Below are 18,637 nucleotides of genomic sequence, written 5' to 3'. Positions count from 1 at the left end.
GGAGTTTAGACATATAATGCAAAATATATTTTCTCTAAAAGCCAATGCATTTTTTGTAAAGTGTTTATTACTACTATGCCTATTTATTTATGCAGCCATAACATGGTATTCCATATCCATAATTGGAAGTACTTCCGATTCTCGTTTCCTTGTTATAGTCCCACCCATTATTATAGGTCTACTCCTTTTACTTATTGGTTACATTGCGAATAAATATATGTCAAAAATAGTATTTACTATTTCACTTATTACTTTAACTTTTTCGATTCGATTGATCTGGATTCTCAATATTCCAACCCCCATCGAATCTGACTTTGCAGTGATGTACTATAGCGCAGTCCAAGCCGCTAAAGGCGACTTTAGTTTTGCCCAAAATACATACTATACTTCATGGGTGTATCAACTTGGTTTTACAATGTATCAAGCTTTTATTATAAAATTATTCGGAGAATCTCCTACACTGCTGAAGATTTTAAATGTTGCATATTGCACAGGAACAACATTACTGATTTATAAGATTACTTCGAAGGTATTTAATGAATGGTCTGGTCGTATTGCAGGGGTAATATACTCGCTATATATCCCAAGCATTATAATGAGCTCTGTATTAACAAATCAACACCTTGCTACCTTCTTCTTTTACCTTGGTTTTTATATATTAATTACAAAGGGATTAAGCCATAAATATATGTGGATTTTTATAGGAATCTTCCTATCTCTAGGAGATATCATCCGTCCACTTGGTGCCTTAATTTTGATTGCCGTAACTATTTATACTTTTTTACAAGTAATATTAGGAAAATCAAAACAGAGTGTTTTCCATTCTATAAAAAAACTTGTTGGTATTTTCATCATTTTTTACCTTGTACATTATATTATTAGCTACATACTTATATCCACCGGTGTTACACAATATCCGCTCTCTAATCGTGATCCGCTATGGAAATTCACAGTAGGATTTAATCATGACACAAAAGGCGGTTATTCTGAGGAAGATGCAGAATATATTACATCCATTGAAATTGGTGAGGAACGGACAGTCGCGGAAAAAAAACTTATTCAAGAACGCATAGCTGACCCGAAAAAAGTTTTATCTTTATTTAAAGACAAGTTCATACTTATGTGGGCCGATTACGACTCAGCTCCGATGTGGAGTTTATTTGGATTAGAACATAAAGACAATGATATAATCACATTAAAAGACAACCTTATAAAATACGAAAGATATATTTATGTTACCACCTTGCTATTTGGTATATTGTCACTTCTTTATCTTATAATAACTAAACAAAATGAAACTCCTTATACATTATTTTTACTACTAATAATTGGTTATGTAGCTATTCATTTCTTAATCGAATATCAAACAAGATATCGTTATTTCATCATTCCTAGCTTTACGATTATTCAAAGCTATGGAGTGTATATATGTCATATCCTAATAACAAAAAGAAACTCAATACAAGATTTAAAATAAAAAGATTATTGAATTTTGTATACACAATACAGATTATCTTATCGACTAATATAAAGGTACACCAAACATGCACAATGCCATATCAACTCTTTGAAATATTCACGTAATAACGCCCTTACATGATTTACAACAATATAAGGAAGCAGTATTCGTTCATTAATAAAAAAGGTAACAATGAAAGCCATCATTGTTACCTTTTTATATTGTAATACCCCATAAGTCGCAAACGAAATTCCTTTAAATTTGGATATGCCTCTAAATTAGACAGCATCCCTTGAATAACTGGAATCCTTGGATTTGGTAATCTCATTTCTGCCTCTAAAACATCTAGCGTAATAAGTAATTCATCATCTTCTAATTGATCAGCTAATGTACGCTTAAAAACAATGATTTCTTTTAAAAAATGCTCCTTAACTTGTTCTTTAATAAACTCTGATTTACAAAGAAACTCTCCAAGTCTTTCTTCATGTAAAACAGGTTCTTCCGAAGATTCTATAAGTCCATCTACTAAATGATCCACCCTTTTTAAAATAAAAGCCGATACATAGGACAAATCAATTTCTGGCGCTTGTAAAATAATTAGTTCTAAATATCCACGGCAGATCCCTTCTACCATAATTACTAAATCTAATAAATACGGCATAACCTTGTCACCATAAATAGACAACAAACTATTTCGATAAAATGCATGAGATTCCAATTTCATTCGCATCATAAACTCTTCTACTTCTTTATTAAAAGGTATAGCATTTTCCCTCGCATGCATAATAATAAATTCTTTATGCTTTTGTATATCATTAAACTGGCAATGCAATTGTTTTGCAAATTTTTCACGCGGCAATAACGATTCTTTTTCAATATCCATCATTTTATTTTGAATCTTGTCATAGTAATATCGAAGTGTTGCTAATAAAAGTTCCTCTTTCGATTTAAAGTATAAATAGAAAGCTCCCTTAGATATGCCACAAGCGGTCACAATTTCCTGTACTGATGTCGCATTTACACCCTTAGTCGCAAATAACTTCATAGCCATCTCTATAATTAAACGCTCTTTTTCTTTCATATCATGTCTCTCCTAAATTTAATCTCGCATCTTATTATGAATTTATTATACCATCCCTTTTCATTGACGTCTGACCAATCAGTCAGTTATATTATGTATTAGACTGACCAGTTGGTCAATACAATACAAAAGGGAGCGCAAACATGAACAAATTCATTAATTTCTCGTTAAAAAATAAGTTCGCAGTTTGGCTACTAACCATTATTGTTACCATTGCAGGTATTTATTCTGGGCTGAACATGAAGCTGGAAACAATTCCTGATATTACAACACCGGTTGTAACAGTAACCACGGTTTATCCTGGTGCTACACCAGAAGAAGTAGCTGACAAAGTTTCAAAACCGATGGAAGAGCAACTGCAAAATTTAAGTGGTGTAAACGTTGTTAGTTCATCATCTTTTCAAAACGCATCTTCTATTCAGATAGAATATGATTTTGATAAAAATATGGAAAAGGCTGAAACAGAAATTAAAGAAGCTCTCGCAAATGTGAAATTTCCAGAAGGTGTAAAAGACCCGAAAGTTTCACGTGTAAACTTTAATGCCTTTCCAGTTATTTCGTTAAGCGTAGCAAGTAAAAATGAATCTTTAGCTACCTTAACTGAAAATGTAGAGAAGAATGTTGTGCCAGGATTAAAAGGACTTGATGGTGTTGCATCTGTTCAAATTTCAGGTCAACAAGTAGATGAAGTACAACTTGTCTTCAAGAAAGATAAGATGAAAGAATTAGGTTTAAGTGAAGATACTGTAAAAAATGTAATTAAAGGATCGGACGTATCTTTACCACTTGGCTTATATACATTTAAAGATACAGAAAAATCGGTTGTTGTAGATGGGAATATTACGACAATCAAAGCATTAAAAGAATTAAAGATCCCGGCTATACCTTCATCACCTAGCGGTCAAGGTAGTCAAAACGCTGGAGCTGGTACACAAACACCGCAAATGAATCCAGCGGCTATGAACGGGATTCCGACAGTTACATTAGACGAAATTGCTGACATTAAAGAAGTCGGAAAAGCAGAATCTATTTCTCGAACAAATGGAAAAGAAGCAATTGGAATTCAAATTGTGAAAGCTGCTGACGCGAATACTGTTGATGTTGTAAATGCAGTGAAAGATAAAGTAAAAGACCTTGAGAAAAAATATAAAGACTTAGAGATTATTTCAACATTCGACCAAGGTGCACCGATTGAGAAATCAGTAGAAACAATGCTGAGCAAAGCCATTTTTGGTGCTATCTTTGCGATTGTTATTATTATGCTGTTCCTACGAAATATCCGAACAACATTAATCTCTGTCGTTTCCATACCACTTTCTTTATTAATTGCTGTATTAGTCATAAAACAAATGGATATTACACTTAACATTATGACACTTGGAGCAATGACAGTCGCTATTGGACGCGTTGTTGATGACTCCATTGTTGTTATTGAAAATATTTACCGACGAATGTCGTTATCAGAAGAGAAACTGCGCGGAAAAGATTTAATTCGTGAAGCTACGAAGGAAATGTTCATCCCAATTATGTCTTCTACCATTGTAACAATTGCTGTATTCTTACCGCTTGGACTAGTAAAAGGTATGATTGGTGAAATGTTCTTACCATTTGCCTTAACTATCGTCTTCGCTTTATTAGCATCGTTACTAGTAGCAGTTACAATCGTGCCGATGTTAGCTCACTCTTTATTTAAAAAAGAGAGCATGAGGGAAAAAGAAGTACATCATGAAGAAAAACCAAGTAAATTAGCAAATGGGTATAAACGCATACTTGCATGGGCTTTAAATCACAAAATTGTTACATCAAGTATCGCTGTCCTTCTATTAGTTGGTAGTCTTGCACTAGTGCCAATTATCGGTGTAAGTTTCTTACCAGCTGAAGAAGAAAAAATGATCATTACAACGTACAATCCTGAACCAGGGCAAACGTTAGAAGACGTTGAAAAAATTGCAACGAAAGCTGAGAAGCACTTCCAAGATAATAAAGACGTCAAAACAATTCAATTCTCATTAGGTGGAGAAAACCCAATGAGCCCTGGTCAATCAAATCAAGCAATGTTCTTCGTACAATATGATAACGACACGAAAAACTTTGAAAAAGAAAAAGAACAAGTCGTTAAAGATTTACAGAAGATGTCTGGAAAAGGTGAATGGAAAAACCAAGATTTCGGAGCGAGTGGCGGTAGTAATGAAATTAAACTATACGTTTACGGAGATAGCTCTGAAGAAATTAAGCCTGTCGTAAAAGATATTCAAAATATCATGAAGAAAAATAAAGACTTAAAAGATGTAGACTCTAGTATTGCAAAAACGTATGCAGAATACACTTTAGTCGCAGATCAGGAAAAACTAAGCAAAATGGGTCTAACGGCTGCACAAATCGGAATGGGACTTTCTAATCAACATGATCGCCCTGTTGTGACAACAATTAAAAAAGACGGTAAAGATGTCAATGTATATGTAGAAGCTGAAAAGCAAAATTATGAAACAATCGATGACTTAACAAATCGTAAAATTACAACGCCACTTGGTAATGAAGTGGCTGTGAAAGATGTTATGACTGTAAAAGAAGGGGAAACTTCGAATACAGTGAAACACCGTGATGGCCGTGTTTATGCAGAAGTAAGTGCAAAACTAACATCTGATGACGTTTCAAAAGCATCTGCCGCGGTTCAAAAAGAAGTAGATAAAATGGATCTTCCTTCCGGCGTAGATGTTTCTATGGGCGGCGTTACAAAAGATATTGAAGAATCATTCAAGCAACTTGGCTTAGCGATGTTAGCTGCGATTGCGATTGTATACTTCGTTCTTGTCGTTACATTTGGTGGTGCTCTTGCACCATTCGCAATTTTATTCTCGCTACCATTTACAATTATCGGAGCTCTTGTTGCCTTATTAATCTCTGGTGAAACGTTAAGTGTCTCTGCAATGATCGGTGCGCTTATGTTAATCGGTATCGTTGTAACAAACGCAATCGTGCTTATCGACCGCGTTATTCATAAAGAAAATGAAGGTCTATCAACACGTGAAGCTTTATTAGAAGCTGGTGCAACACGCCTTCGTCCAATTTTAATGACTGCAATTGCAACAATTGGGGCTCTTATCCCGCTTGCATTAGGATTTGAAGGTAGCGGCTTAATTTCTAAAGGACTTGGTGTAACAGTAATTGGTGGATTAACAAGTTCAACGTTATTAACACTTCTTATTGTCCCAATCGTTTATGAAGTATTAAGCAAGTTCAAAAAGAAAAAAGCAAAATAAAAAAATAACCTCGCTAATTGCGAGGTTATTTTTTATTCCCAAATACGACTAGAAAATCACCATATCCTTCTTTCTCTAATTCCTCTTTTCGGATAAATCGAAGGGCTGCGGAATTAATACAGTAACGAAGACCATTTGGTCCTGGGCCATCCGGGAATACATGACCTAGATGTGAATCTCCCTCTTTGCTTCTCACTTCCGTACGCGTCATATTATGACTGACATCCATTTTTTCTTTCACACTTGCTGACATAACTGGCTTCGTAAAGCTAGGCCATCCACACCCGCTATCAAATTTATCTAAAGAAGTAAATAACGGTTCACCTGAGACGATATCTACATAAAGTCCTTCTTCTTTATGATTCCAATATTCATTTTGAAAGGGTGGCTCAGTTCCATTTTCCTGTGTTACATAAAATTGCATCTCATTTAGTTTTTCTTTTAAATGAGCATTATCTTTTTGCCAATGTTGTTTAATAAACGCATCCCGCCCTGACCCTTTACGGTATAACTCATAGCGGAATGTATTTTTCTTATGATATCCTTGGTGATAGTCTTCAGCTGGATAAAACGTAGCTGCTGGTAATACTTTTGTCGCAATTGGTTTTGAAAAGCGTCCACTCTTTGCAAGCTCTTCTTTTGAAGCATTTGCTTTTTTATGTTGTTCTTCATTATGATAAAAAATCACTGTTTCGTAAGACTGTCCGCGGTCGTGGAATTGCCCACCTATATCAGTCGGATCAATTTGTCTCCAATATATATTTAATAACTCCTCATACGGCATTTTATTTGCATCAAATGTAATTTGTACTGCCTCATAATGTCCAGTCGTTTCTGAACATACTTCTTTATATGTTGGACTCTCTTTATGACCACCTGTATAACCAGAAACAACCTTTATAATTCCTTCCATCTCTTCAAATGGCGAAACCATACACCAGAAACACCCTCCAGCAAATGTAGCTAACTCTACCTTTTCATTTACAGCCATTATTTCACCCCTATTCTATCTTCTGCTTACAGTATGGCATAAAAAACATCATGTTATAAAAGAAAAAGCATCGAACATCGATGCTTTTTCTTTACTTCACCTTATTTTTTCTGGCTTCATTCTCCATTTCATCACTTGTCACATCTAAGACATCTAATAAGAAAATGAAGATTGGAATACCGATAATTAATCCCCATACACCTAAGAAGTGTTCTGAGAAGATTAATACCATAAATGTATAGAAAATCGGTAAGTTTGTTTTTTGCGACATGAACTTCGGATTTAACACGTAACTTTCAAGCGCATGAATTACTGTTACGATAATTAAAATATAAACAACGTACATAATACCGCCAATATTGTAAGCAATCATACAAAGCGGGAATAACGAAATGATAACCCCAGCTACTGGAATTAAACCAAGTAAGAAGATCATTAACGCTAAACCTAATAATTGCGGGAATCCTAATATCCATAGTGCAATAACGGATAAAACACAGTTAACAACTGCAATTAAAAATTGTGCTTCAATTACTTTTCCGAATGAACGTGCAAATTTCTTACCGAAGTACTCAATTTCAGTATAGAAAATTGCAAGTCGGCTTTCTTTAAATTTTGCAGTAAAAGCAACGATACGAGCTTTCTCCAATAAGAAAAATAAACTTAAAATTAAAGAAAGTAATACTTGAAGGCCAAATTTCCCAACATTCGTAATCGATTTATATAAAATGTCAACGCCTTGTCCTACATATTTCGAAAGTTCCATATGATTGACAGCGTTAACTGCATACTTAATTAATTCACTATCTGGTGGGTTTCTTAAAAACACGTTAAATTGATAAATCAATTGTGAAATTTGTATCGTTAATACTGGTAAATATTTGAATAATGTAATAACAATTCCACCGATTAACATTACATATAGAAATGCTATAATGAGCTTTCGATTAATGGGCATGAAGTGATCTAATTTGCGGGAAATAAACTTTTGGAATCGATCCATTAAATACGTGAGAATAAACGTAATTAAAATTAAATTCAACATACTTTGCAGCCCGTATAACACGAGAGCAAGTATTACTAATACGAGAAACCTCTGAAATCCTTTGCTTTGAAACAGGTTTTTTATTTGCATAATCGACGAGTACTCTCTCCTGTCCTATAAAGTAAAACGTTAATAAGTAGATTTTTTCTCTCTTCTCTACCTTTAATTATTTATTCATATAAAGATTTTTATAAACTTATTATAGATCTCTCTTAGCAGATCCTATAGTAGCTTACTTCTTATTTTACAATACAATGACCTAATTCAAAATGTATTCTACACAGTATTAATGAAGATTTAAGGAAACTTACATTTTTTTAAAATAGGTCTTACCACTACTGTAACATAAAAAGCAAGCTATCAGTAGAAATCTGTCCTACAAATAGCTTGCTTTTCTCATTTTTTTAAGTAAGTTTTATTAGCCAATGAATGGCATAAACATCGGTATGACAACTACAGTTACAACCCCTACTACTGTTACGGCAATACTTGCCATAGCTGCCTCTACTTCACCCATTTCAATTCCTACTGCCACTCCTAATGCGTGACCTGCTGTTCCAAGTGCTAAACCTTTTGCAATTGGATGTTTTACTCTAAATGTTTTTAAGAATAATGCTCCTAATGCGTATACAATAACCGCGTTAAAAATAACTGCAAACGATGTAATTGCTGGTATACCACCAATACTTTCAGAGATCGGTAATGCAATTGCTGTTGTTGCTGCTTGTGGTAACATTGAATTCATTACTGCTGTATCTAGACCAATTGCTTTTGCAACAATGAACACGACAATTACTGAGCAAATAGATCCAACCACGATAGCCGATAAAATTTGCCACCAATATTTTTTCAACTTATCCACTTGTTTATATAATGGAATTGCAAACGCGATTGTTGCTGGTTCTAAGAAGAAGCTAATCATTTTTCCGCCAGTATTATATTCTTCAAAAGTAAAGTTACCTACTTTTAGAAAGACAATCCCTAATACCATCGCTACGAATAATGGTGTGAATAAGAAGAATCCTTTTGAATGCTTAAATAATAATGTTCCGATTCCGTATGCGATTAATGAAACGACGATTCCGAAATATGGAGTCATTGTGCTTGCCATGTTCATTCCCTCCTAACAATATATACTAAATTGGTTACGCAACTTTTCCGTGCTTGCGTCCTTTATTTACTACTTTCAATTCTTTCGTATCTTCTATTTCTTTATCGTCTTTTCCTAAAATAAATTGTGCAAATAATCCTGTTACAGCGAGTAAAATAATTGTTGCGACAACAATTACAGTTAAAATTTGTACAAAATATTGTCCCATTACACCGAGAGAATTAATAACCGAAATACCTGATGGAACGAAAAGGAATCCGATAATACCTGTTAAAGCCGTTCCGAGTGATTCAACTTGTTCCAATTTAATAACTTTTAAACATAATAGGCTAAATAAAATAACTAATCCGATCACCGATGAAGGCATCGGAATTGGTAAATGCGTTGCAATAATATTAGAAACTAACATAATAGCTGAAAATATGAATGCTTGTGATAAGAAACTATATACTTTTTTCGTACTCATTTTGGCCACCTCTTTCGATTTGGTACCTTTATTGTATAAGATAAAAACAAAACTGTAAGCGTTTACATAGTGGAACGTCAAATATACAAAATTAGTTACAAAAATAGGCAGACGAAATACAAAAAGCTACTTCTTAAATACGAAGTAGCTTTTTGAGTTCTTTTGCATATGTACGGCTAACAGGTACTTTTGATCCTTCTTTCATAATTAAATTATATGTAGAATTGAACCATGGTTGTATTTCTGTAATATGATTAATATTTGCAATAAAACTACGATGGACACGCATAAAACTTGCTTGTGGCAACTTCTTTTCCAAAATTACAAGCGTATCATGTGTTACATACGTTTCTCTCATTGTTTTTACTGTCACTTTTCCGTCCACAAGTCCTACATATATAATATCTTCAATATTCACGAGTACAATCGATTCTTCAATTGGTAATGCTAATTTATGCATCTCGGTCGTTACGTCTACACTCTTTACTTCTTGTTTTGTTTCTAATTTTATTTGTTTTTGCTTTTTATATTTCTTTAATGTCTGTACGATACGTTCTTCATCAAATGGCTTTAAAATGTAGTCTAACGCATCTACTTCAAATGCTTGTAATGCATATTGATCATAGGCAGTAGCAAACACAATTGCAGGGGGATTTTTCATCTTCTTTAATATATTTGCAATTTCAAATCCGTTATCATCAGATAGCTGAATGTCTAGGAAAACAATATCTGGTTTGTTTTTCATTAATTCCTCTAATGCATCCTCTACACAATCCGCCTCACCAATTATCTCTACTTCTTTCGTTTGCTCTAATAAATATTTCAATTCATCACGCGCTAACATTTCATCATCAACTACTAATACTTTTAACACTCCGTTTTTCCTCCCCTACTTTTTTCGGAATTACAAAGAGGAACTTTGTCCCTTGCTCTAATTCACTTTCAATTTGAAGCATTGTCTCTTTCCCAAATAACCCGATAAGTCGTTCATTAATATTATATAAAGCTGTTCCAGTCCCTTTCTTTGATGGAACTACCATTTTTCCTAATTGTCCTAGACGTTCACTCTCAATTCCTTGTCCATTATCTTGGACTTCAAAATGCACCATCCCCTCTTTTTCAAACACATGTACTTCAACTTCGCACACCGGCTGCTTTTTCGGAAAAGCATGGCGCAATGCATTTTCAACTAATAGCTGCAGTACAAATGGTGGAACTAAGGTCGTCTTTAACTCTTCCTCAATGTACATCTTCACTTCATACTTATTCGGAAACCGCGCTTGTTCTAACGATAAATATGCATGTACATGATTTAACTCTTGTTCTAATGGAATAAGCAATTGGCGTGCCCCTTGCAAATTACAACGAAAATACACGCTAAGCTGCAATAATAATTTTCTCGCTTTTTCTACATCTGTTCGGCATAAAGCCGATACAGTATTAATTGCATTAAATAAAAAATGCGGATTGATTTGTGCTTGTAACGCTTTTATTTCAGCATCTTGCAATAACTTACTTTGTAACTCTGCTTCACCTAACTCAAGTTGTGTAGAGAATATTTTTGCTAACCCTTCTGCTAATTCCTCTTCCACACGACTTAACTGGCTAGAATTTTTAAAATATAATTTTAATGTCCCAATTGTATTTCCATGTGAAGTTAGTGGAATAACGATTGCCGCCTGCAAAGGGCAGCCTTCATGTTGACAATTAATAACCTCACGCGATTTCGCTTTCATTATTTTTCCTGTGTTCAACACTTCTTTCGATAAACCAGTTATTAAACTATGTGAAGGAATATGGTGATCTGATGCTAATCCAACGTGAGCTAATATTTTCTCTGTATCTGTTAAGGATACCGCATCTGTTCCCGTAAAGCGGTGAATAATTTGTGCCACATGTTTACAAGAATCCTCTGTTAATCCGCGGCGAAAATATGGTAATGTTTTGTCAGCAATTCGTAATACTTTATGCGTTTGTAAAGCTTTCGCATTTTCTTCCTGGCGCAAAATAGCTTGTATCATAGAAAGTAAAATAAAACTCCCGAAACTATTTACAAGTATCATTGGTATCGCAATTGTTTTCACGATACTAATCCCATCCTCTACGATTAATAAGATCATAATCATCTCTAAAGAAACGATAAACACACTTAAAATCGCTGAAAATTTAGGCGTAATTGCACGATTATATTTTTTAAAAATGTATCCAATATACCCCGTTATAACACCTGCTAAAATTGATGAAATTGCACAACTTAGCGCTGTCGTCCCGCCAAGCATATAACGGTGAATACCAGCAATCGATCCTACTCCAATTCCGACGATAGGACCACCAAGCAGTCCACTAATTCCAACACCCATAATACGTGTATTCGCAATTGTACTAGATGACGAAACACCTTGTAGCCAATTTTCTTTCATAATTGTATTCCCGGCAATTTCAATTCCTGTGTAATTGCTTACAATTGTAAACACTGAAAAAATACAAATAAGCTTAAGCTTATCTACATATCCATCTTGTCTATGAAGAAGGCGCCTGAACGTTTTAATATGAGAAAGTAAAAATCCTAAAATAACAATAAGTCCAACACGTTCAATCATCATAAGTACTAAATTTAGCATCTGTGATTCATTCCTTTTTATATGAGTTAGTTTTATTATGGGAAAATAATGAAGTGGGCGTCAAGGAGAATGCAATATCTTTTGAAATATTTTACACATAACTATCCCCTCTTTATTTGACAATCTAATAGAAGAGTGCTAAAAATAAAGTAATATAATACAGTCCTTTAACCCAACCCCGTGAGGTTGAGAAGGAAGTCGGAATATACTATACGTATGGTCTTTTTTAGGGATACGTATGCTTTTTTGGCCTTCTCATCATATCAGGTGAGAAGGCCTTTTGTTATTCTTCCATAGCGACTGTAGAAAAAATAAGGAGGAGTAATGATGAACGTCACTACTGATGTACAATCAACAACAGAGGAAACGAAGGAGAAAAGATATAAAACATTGTTTGGTTCTGCGCTAGGATATGCAGCAGAAGGTTTAGATATGTTGCTCTTATCTTTCGTACTCGTCTACATTTTAAAAGAATTTCATTTAAGCCCTGTTGAAGGTGGAAACTTAACATTAGCTACCACAATAGGAATGCTAATTGGGTCTTATTTATTTGGATTTATTGCTGATTTATTTGGGCGTATCCGTACGATGGCCTTCACAATCTTACTATTCTCACTAGCAACAGCACTTATTTATTTCGCAACAGATTATTGGCAATTATTAATTCTTCGCTTTTTAGTTGGAATGGGAGTTGGTGGTGAATTCGGGATTGGGATGGCCATCGTAACTGAAACATGGTCTAAAGAAATGCGCGCTAAGGCGACATCCGTTGTTGCACTGGGATGGCAATTTGGCGTACTAGTCGCTTCACTCCTTCCAGCATTTATCGTCCCGCATTTCGGATGGAGAGCTGTTTTCTTATTTGGGCTCATTCCCGCTCTACTAGCTGTCTATGTACGCAAAAGTTTAAGTGAACCGAAAATATGGGAACAAAAACAACGATACAAAAAAGAGTTGTTACAAAAAGAAGCTGAAGGTAATTTAACAACTACTGAGGCAGAACAACTAAAGCAAATAAAAAAGTTCCCACTTCGAAAGTTATTTGCCAATAAAAAAGTAACGATAACAACCATTGGTCTTATTATTATGTCATTTATCCAGAACTTTGGATATTATGGAATTTTTACATGGATGCCAACTATTTTAGCGAATAAATATAACTACACATTAGCAAAAGCGAGCGGTTGGATGTTCATCTCTACGATCGGCATGCTAATTGGAATTGCAACGTTTGGTATTCTAGCCGATAAAATTGGCCGCCGTAAAACTTTTACAATCTATTATGTCGGTGGTACTATATACTGTCTCATTTACTTCTTCTTATTCACAGACTCAACATTATTGTTATGGGGAAGTGCATTGCTGGGATTCTTTGCAAATGGCATGATGGGAGGATTCGGAGCAGTTTTAGCTGAAAACTATCCTGCTGAAGCTCGATCGACAGCAGAGAACTTTATTTTCGGTACAGGACGTGGGTTAGCTGGATTTGGACCTGTTATTATCGGATTACTTGCTACAGGTGGTAACTTAATGGGAGCACTATCTCTCATCTTCATTATCTACCCAATCGGTTTAGTTACAATGCTATTATGTGTCCCAGAGACGAAAGATAAAGTATTAGAATAGATTGAAATTGTACAGAGTACTATCCCCTTCGAGAAAAGTAGTTAAATAAATAGTAAAGAGGAAGCATCTCAAATGAAATGCTTCCTCTTTTTATATAAATACAATTCTTTATTTTGATTTACTAGCTTTTTGGAACAAGAAGGAAGTTTTCTCTTCTTCTTTTACAATACCTTGTTTTAACGCTAATTCCCCTGCAACTTTAGGCGCTAGCCATAGCATTGGGAATAACAGAATAGATACTGGAACAGCAGTTACTACGATGAATGATTGTAAGGCGTTAATACTTCCCTCACCCATGTATAAAAGAATCGCTGCAACTGCGCCCATAATAAGCGACCAAAACACTCGCAAACTAATTCTAGGATCTCCATCTCCAGTCACTGCCATTGAAATCGAATACGCCATAGAATCTCCTGTTGTCACTACAAATAAAATTGTTAATAAAAGAAATGCAGGTCCAATAATATTAGATAGTGGCAGTTGCTCTGTAATTGCAATCATAGCCGCCGGCATACCAGATTCACTTAATGCGGTCGAGATAGAACCAGGATTCATTAACTCATAAAACACACCTGATCCCCCTAGTATAGTAAACCAAAACGTTGTAATAATAGGTGCAATAATTCCAATTGCAACGATGATTTCTCGGATTGTTCTTCCTCTTGAAATACGGCTCACTAAAATTGCCATCATCGGTCCATATCCAATAAACCATCCCCAGAAAAAGATTGTCCATGATCCTAACCAACCTGAATCCCCACGATATGTGCTCATTGGAATAAATTCATTTATATAAAATCCAAACGAAGAAACAAATGAATCGATAATAAATCCACCTGGTCCAAACAGTAATACGAATACCATTAATAAAACTGCTAACCTAACATTTAAATCACTTATAATTTGAATCCCTTTATCAATTCCTGTTACCGCAGATATAGTAGAAACAGCTACTACACAAACAATAATGGCTAATTGAGTAGTAAACACATCAGGAATGTCAAACAATGCTTGTAATCCATAACTTGCTTGTAGTCCTAAAAATCCAATTGGACCAATTGTCCCTGCTGCTACTGCAATAATTGCAAACACATCGATCGTTGTTCCAAGCCAACTCTTTCGCAATTTCTCTCCAAAAATAGGATATAAAAGCGTTCGAGGTTTTAACGGCATACCTTTATGATAATGTCCGTACATCATAACTACCGCACTAATTGTTCCTAAAATCGTCCAAGCGAGGAAACCCCAATGCATATAACTTTGTGCTAAAGCAGGCATTACTGCTTCTTTCGTTCCAGCAGTTATACCCTCATGTATTGGTGGCACCGTCATCAAATGGTACATCGGCTCTGCAGCTGCCCAAAAAACGCCACCTCCGGCAAGTAATGTAGACATAATAATAGCGAGCCATTTCGTCGTACTAATCTCAGGTTTTTCTAGCCCCCCAAGTTTAACTCTCCCATATTTTGAAAACGCCATACACATGGCAACAACAAATGTACCAATTAATAAAACCTGCCAAAAGGCACCAAAATATTTAATTGAAACTGCAAAACTGCTATTAATGGCTCCCTCTACGTAACTTTTATTAAAAATAACTGCAATTACAAATAATAAAAGTGAGCCACCACTAATAAGAAATACAGGCCAATCCGTTTTTCGACTCTTCATCCTCATTTACACTTCCTCCTTCCTCAGCAATCTAAAAAAACAACTTTACTATGTTTTATTGTTTACACCCAAAACATAATGATTATATAAGCATAATAATTCATCGATTTTCCACACACTTATGTTGTCCCTAAAAATATGCTAAATCCCTTATTTAAAAGAAAATTTCTATTCCTATTACATAAAAAAGCAAAACAAAAGACCTTATATTTCTATAAGGTCTTCGAAACAGAAATTTGATTATAACATAAGGAACTCCTTGGTTCAAAAATCCCCTTCCAAAAATAACCGATAGTAAAGGCTTCCATTTGCTACGTAACAGTAATTAAAAAAAATTATATTTTGCATAAAAAAACTATACTAAATATCATTTATGAAAGAAATTCGGCTTCAAAATTTCATTCGGATACGGTTTATGATAAATATGAGTGGTAGCTGGCGACAACGGTGGAATGAGCCAAACCCAATTGCCAGTGACAACCCGTCCACATGATGCTTCTTGCTTCTCAAATTGTTGAAATTGTTGTGCAGCTGTATGATGATCTACAATACTAACTCCTTGTTTTTTGAAGGAATATAATACAGCAATATTCAACTCAATTAGTGCCTTGTCTTTCCATAACGTACCGTTTCTCGATGTATCTAACTCCATCATCTCCGCAACAGCCGGCAGTAAATTATAACGATCATGATCCGCTAAGTTACGAGCCCCAATCTCCGTCCCCATATACCATCCATTGAACGGAGCGGCTGTATAGGAAATACCGCCAATTTCTAAGCGCATATCTGAAATCATTGGAACCCCATACCATTTTGCTCCTAAAGATGAGATTGGGTACTCTGGATGTTCAATCGGTACCTCTTTCACTTCTTTTTTAGGAATTTCTTTATATATAGGTTCTTTTCCATCGACAGAAAAAACAAGTGGCAATACATCGAAATTCGTACCTTCTCCTTGCCAGCCAAGTTCCTGACAAAAATCCGTGAATGCAGCAGAATGAGAATCACCAATCACTCCCATTTCTGTTTTATATCCTGCATACCGAATCAATTGGTGATTATAAATTCGTATATTATTTTCTTCACCTTGATATTGCTTAAAAATTGTAATTGTCGGTTTAACTTTCCCATCGTTCGTTGCATATTTAATATGATGAATTAATGCATTATATACACCTTCCTCATCATTTACTTCACGTGCATCTAATATGTGCATCTTACTCCAAAATAGTCTTCCGATACATCGATTACTATTGCGCCATGCCATTCGCGATCCATGAACAAGTTCTTCAAATGTATGCTCATACGTCCCCGTCTTCTCTATCTCAACTTGAATTTCTTTCACACGCTCTTCTATGAATTGCTCTTTATTAAGCTCTTTATAGCAAATCGTAATAAACTGACTCGCTTCCTCTATTAATTGTTTCGTTTTACTCATAAACGATCTCCTTCTATTTCAACAAAACGTTCTACTTTACAGTATAAGCAAAAAGAATAAGAGTCACAAATGAAAGTCGAAGTGTTACTTTTATTGTAATATTTTTCAGAAAATTAAAGACATTACTATTGACTTGTATAAAAAATAGGTGTATTTTTGACTCAGGTAAATTATTTTTACCTTGACCAACTTTTAAAGAGAAAGGAGGGAATATCATGTCTTCGTTTCAATTGCCAAAGCTTTCATATGACTATGATGAACTAGAGCCATATATCGATAGCAACACGCTTTCCATTCATCATGGAAAGCACCATGCGACATACGTAAATAACTTGAATACCGCTTTAGAAAACTATACGGAATTACATAATAAGTCTTTAGAAGAGTTACTATGTAATTTAGACGTTTTACCAAAGGAAATTGTTACAGCTGTAAGAAATAACGGTGGTGGTCACTATTGTCATAGCCTTTTTTGGGAAGTAATGAGCCCGCGAGGTGGCGGTGAGCCTAATGGAGACGTTGCAAAAGTAATTGATTATTATTTCAATACCTTTGACAACTTAAAAGATCAACTGTCCAAAGCAGCAATTAGCCGTTTTGGAAGTGGCTATGGGTGGCTTGTCCTTGATGGTAGAGAACTTTCCGTTATGAGTACACCCAATCAAGATACACCTTTGCAAGAAGGTAAAATTCCATTACTCGTCATCGATGTATGGGAACACGCCTATTATTTAAAGTATCAAAATCGGCGTCCAGAATTTGTTACCAATTGGTGGCATACAGTGAACTGGGACCAAGTAAATGAAAAGTATTTACAAGCAATTCAATCACAAAAACATTAGTCGTGCGTATAAGGTAAGTTTGGTAATGTAAAATTAGTATTGTCGAAATCCTCCAGAATCCCCCGGATTGCCACCGGGGGATTTATGATTATTCCATTGCATGTATGTAATAACGTAATACTTGCTCTATGTCTATTTTCACCTCTCGGAACGGGAATCCTAATTCACTAGCTTTTCCATTATGTAATGTGCAATTAATCACTTCATTATAAGGCGCTACATTATCTCCTACTTCTTGAACGAGCGCTTTTATTCCCGTACTTTCTTCTATAAAATGAATAACTTCGCCAGTAGAAACTACCCCGTTGCTACAAGCATTAATTGGCCCTTCTATGTCCTTCATCCCGCACCAAGCTAAAAATTCTCCTGCTTCTTTTTCATGTATAAATGACAACTCTCCATCTAAATGATTCACGGCAACAGGCTCTTGCTTCACAATATATTCAACGTAAAATTGTAACCTTTTCGTATAATCGTTTTCTCCAATAACAACTGGAAAACGCACTGCAACAACTGGGAATGTCGCTTGTTGAAATGAAACCGCTTCGGCTAATCGCTTGCCTTCACCATAAGTAAAATCCTTCCTACCACCATACGTAATGGCATACTCGTACGGATTAAAGTTCTCTTCTAATAAGCCTAGTGCTGGCTCGTAAACAGCCATTGAAGATGTCATAACGTATTTCTTCGTTTTTCCTCGTAACACTTCACATACTATCTTTGCTGCATTCGAGCTATAGCATAAATTATCGTATACGATATCATAACTTTTATCTTCTAAACGCTCTGCTAGTTGTTTTTCATCTTCTCTATCTACAATCAGCCTTTTTACTGCACTTCCAAAAGAATCTTCTGTAATCCCTCTCGTCGCAATCGTTACATCGTGTCCATCTTGCAAAAGTGCTTCTACTAAATGTTTACCAAAAAATCTTGTTCCCCCTAGCACCAATACTTTTTTCAACTTCATCATCCTCATTTTGATAAAATGTAAAATAATACCTCTCTATTATAACTGCTCATATATAA

14 protein-coding genes are annotated in these 18,637 nt (G+C 35.1%); 4 read left to right on the top strand and 10 right to left on the bottom strand.

Annotated elements, in window-relative coordinates:
- Positions 1 to 16: 16 nt before the first annotated feature.
- Positions 17 to 1,477, top strand: a complete 1,461-nt coding sequence (locus QEP67_RS00290) for a glycosyltransferase family 39 protein (protein ID WP_001179457.1) — start codon at positions 17 to 19, stop codon at positions 1,475 to 1,477.
- A gap of 190 nt (positions 1,478 to 1,667) precedes the next feature.
- Here the strand turns inward: QEP67_RS00290 and QEP67_RS00285 are convergent, their stop codons facing one another.
- Positions 1,668 to 2,540: a TetR/AcrR family transcriptional regulator gene (locus QEP67_RS00285; RefSeq protein ID WP_000659617.1), complete on the bottom strand. Its 873-nt coding sequence runs from the start codon at positions 2,538 to 2,540 to the stop codon at positions 1,668 to 1,670.
- A gap of 143 nt (positions 2,541 to 2,683) precedes the next feature.
- On the opposite strand from QEP67_RS00285, the gene QEP67_RS00280 reads away from it, so the two are divergent.
- Complete coding sequence (locus tag QEP67_RS00280; protein WP_001031851.1) at positions 2,684 to 5,800, top strand: efflux RND transporter permease subunit; 3,117 nt, start codon at positions 2,684 to 2,686, stop codon at positions 5,798 to 5,800.
- A 25-nt stretch (positions 5,801 to 5,825) separates the two neighbouring features.
- Here the strand turns inward: QEP67_RS00280 and msrB are convergent, their stop codons facing one another.
- From msrB to lytS, 6 genes are all read right to left on the bottom strand, one after another.
- A complete protein-coding gene (gene msrB / locus QEP67_RS00275) occupies positions 5,826 to 6,791 on the bottom strand; it encodes a peptide-methionine (R)-S-oxide reductase MsrB (RefSeq protein WP_000290170.1) in 966 nt (321 codons plus the stop codon).
- Between the two features lie 91 nt (positions 6,792 to 6,882).
- A complete protein-coding gene (locus QEP67_RS00270; protein WP_001165999.1) occupies positions 6,883 to 7,926 on the bottom strand; it encodes an AI-2E family transporter in 1,044 nt (347 codons plus the stop codon).
- Positions 7,927 to 8,254: 328 nt separating this feature from the next.
- A complete protein-coding gene (gene lrgB, locus QEP67_RS00265) occupies positions 8,255 to 8,947 on the bottom strand; it encodes an antiholin-like protein LrgB (protein ID WP_000168869.1) in 693 nt (230 codons plus the stop codon).
- Positions 8,948 to 8,981: 34 nt separating this feature from the next.
- The gene (gene lrgA, locus QEP67_RS00260) at positions 8,982 to 9,413 is read right to left on the bottom strand and encodes an antiholin-like murein hydrolase modulator LrgA (RefSeq protein ID WP_000104908.1); all 432 of its coding nucleotides are present in this window, start codon (positions 9,411 to 9,413) and stop codon (positions 8,982 to 8,984) included.
- A gap of 133 nt (positions 9,414 to 9,546) precedes the next feature.
- Positions 9,547 to 10,287: a LytTR family DNA-binding domain-containing protein gene (locus tag QEP67_RS00255; RefSeq protein ID WP_000921823.1), complete on the bottom strand. Its 741-nt coding sequence runs from the start codon at positions 10,285 to 10,287 to the stop codon at positions 9,547 to 9,549.
- Complete coding sequence (gene lytS, locus QEP67_RS00250; RefSeq protein ID WP_000933595.1) at positions 10,265 to 12,034, bottom strand: two-component system sensor histidine kinase LytS; 1,770 nt, start codon at positions 12,032 to 12,034, stop codon at positions 10,265 to 10,267. The genes QEP67_RS00255 and lytS overlap by 23 nt, the downstream gene beginning before the upstream one ends.
- A gap of 327 nt (positions 12,035 to 12,361) precedes the next feature.
- Between lytS and QEP67_RS00245 the strand changes: the two genes are divergently transcribed.
- Entirely contained in the window at positions 12,362 to 13,660 is a 1,299-nt protein-coding gene (locus tag QEP67_RS00245; protein WP_001103427.1) for an MFS transporter, read from the top strand.
- A gap of 108 nt (positions 13,661 to 13,768) precedes the next feature.
- Here the strand turns inward: QEP67_RS00245 and QEP67_RS00240 are convergent, their stop codons facing one another.
- Together QEP67_RS00240 and QEP67_RS00235 are read right to left on the bottom strand one after the other, a co-directional pair.
- Positions 13,769 to 15,337 carry a BCCT family transporter gene (locus QEP67_RS00240; RefSeq protein ID WP_001242476.1) on the bottom strand — a complete coding sequence of 523 codons (1,569 nt, stop codon included), beginning with the start codon at positions 15,335 to 15,337 and terminating at the stop codon, positions 13,769 to 13,771.
- A gap of 361 nt (positions 15,338 to 15,698) precedes the next feature.
- Positions 15,699 to 16,769: a nitric oxide synthase oxygenase gene (locus QEP67_RS00235; protein ID WP_000047643.1), complete on the bottom strand. Its 1,071-nt coding sequence runs from the start codon at positions 16,767 to 16,769 to the stop codon at positions 15,699 to 15,701.
- Between the two features lie 215 nt (positions 16,770 to 16,984).
- Here QEP67_RS00235 and sodA point away from each other — a divergent pair, with 215 nt between their 5' ends.
- Complete coding sequence (gene sodA, locus QEP67_RS00230; protein ID WP_000094064.1) at positions 16,985 to 17,611, top strand: superoxide dismutase [Mn]; 627 nt, start codon at positions 16,985 to 16,987, stop codon at positions 17,609 to 17,611.
- A gap of 88 nt (positions 17,612 to 17,699) precedes the next feature.
- Here sodA and QEP67_RS00225 read toward each other — a convergent pair whose 3' ends face one another.
- A complete protein-coding gene (locus QEP67_RS00225; protein ID WP_048566745.1) occupies positions 17,700 to 18,587 on the bottom strand; it encodes an NAD-dependent epimerase/dehydratase family protein in 888 nt (295 codons plus the stop codon).
- Between the last annotated feature and the right edge of the window lie 50 nt (positions 18,588 to 18,637).

The organism is Bacillus cereus group sp. MS39, assembly GCF_040448665.1.
GTDB classification, from domain to species: domain Bacteria; phylum Bacillota; class Bacilli; order Bacillales; family Bacillaceae_G; genus Bacillus_A; species Bacillus_A wiedmannii.
The sequence above is the reverse complement of the archived record's forward strand: the minus strand, read 5'-3'. Positions and strand labels throughout refer to the sequence as shown.

Bases quoted from the DNA above. Each gene is read 5' to 3' on its own strand.
- QEP67_RS00235 (WP_000047643.1), bottom strand. From the start codon at position 16,769: ATGAGTAAAACGAAACAATTAATAGAGGAAGCGAGTCAGTTTATTACG.
- QEP67_RS00290 (WP_001179457.1), top strand. From the start codon at position 17: ATGCAAAATATATTTTCTCTAAAAGCCAATGCATTTTTTGTAAAGTGT.
- QEP67_RS00225 (WP_048566745.1), bottom strand. From the start codon at position 18,587: ATGAGGATGATGAAGTTGAAAAAAGTATTGGTGCTAGGGGGAACAAGA.
- msrB (WP_000290170.1), bottom strand. From the start codon at position 6,791: ATGGCTGTAAATGAAAAGGTAGAGTTAGCTACATTTGCTGGAGGGTGT.
- QEP67_RS00240 (WP_001242476.1), bottom strand. From the start codon at position 15,337: ATGAGGATGAAGAGTCGAAAAACGGATTGGCCTGTATTTCTTATTAGT.
- QEP67_RS00285 (WP_000659617.1), bottom strand. From the start codon at position 2,540: ATGAAAGAAAAAGAGCGTTTAATTATAGAGATGGCTATGAAGTTATTT.
- lytS (WP_000933595.1), bottom strand. From the start codon at position 12,034: ATGCTAAATTTAGTACTTATGATGATTGAACGTGTTGGACTTATTGTT.
- lrgA (WP_000104908.1), bottom strand. From the start codon at position 9,413: ATGAGTACGAAAAAAGTATATAGTTTCTTATCACAAGCATTCATATTT.
- QEP67_RS00270 (WP_001165999.1), bottom strand. From the start codon at position 7,926: ATGCAAATAAAAAACCTGTTTCAAAGCAAAGGATTTCAGAGGTTTCTC.
- sodA (WP_000094064.1), top strand. From the start codon at position 16,985: ATGTCTTCGTTTCAATTGCCAAAGCTTTCATATGACTATGATGAACTA.
- QEP67_RS00245 (WP_001103427.1), top strand. From the start codon at position 12,362: ATGAACGTCACTACTGATGTACAATCAACAACAGAGGAAACGAAGGAG.
- QEP67_RS00280 (WP_001031851.1), top strand. From the start codon at position 2,684: ATGAACAAATTCATTAATTTCTCGTTAAAAAATAAGTTCGCAGTTTGG.
- lrgB (WP_000168869.1), bottom strand. From the start codon at position 8,947: ATGGCAAGCACAATGACTCCATATTTCGGAATCGTCGTTTCATTAATC.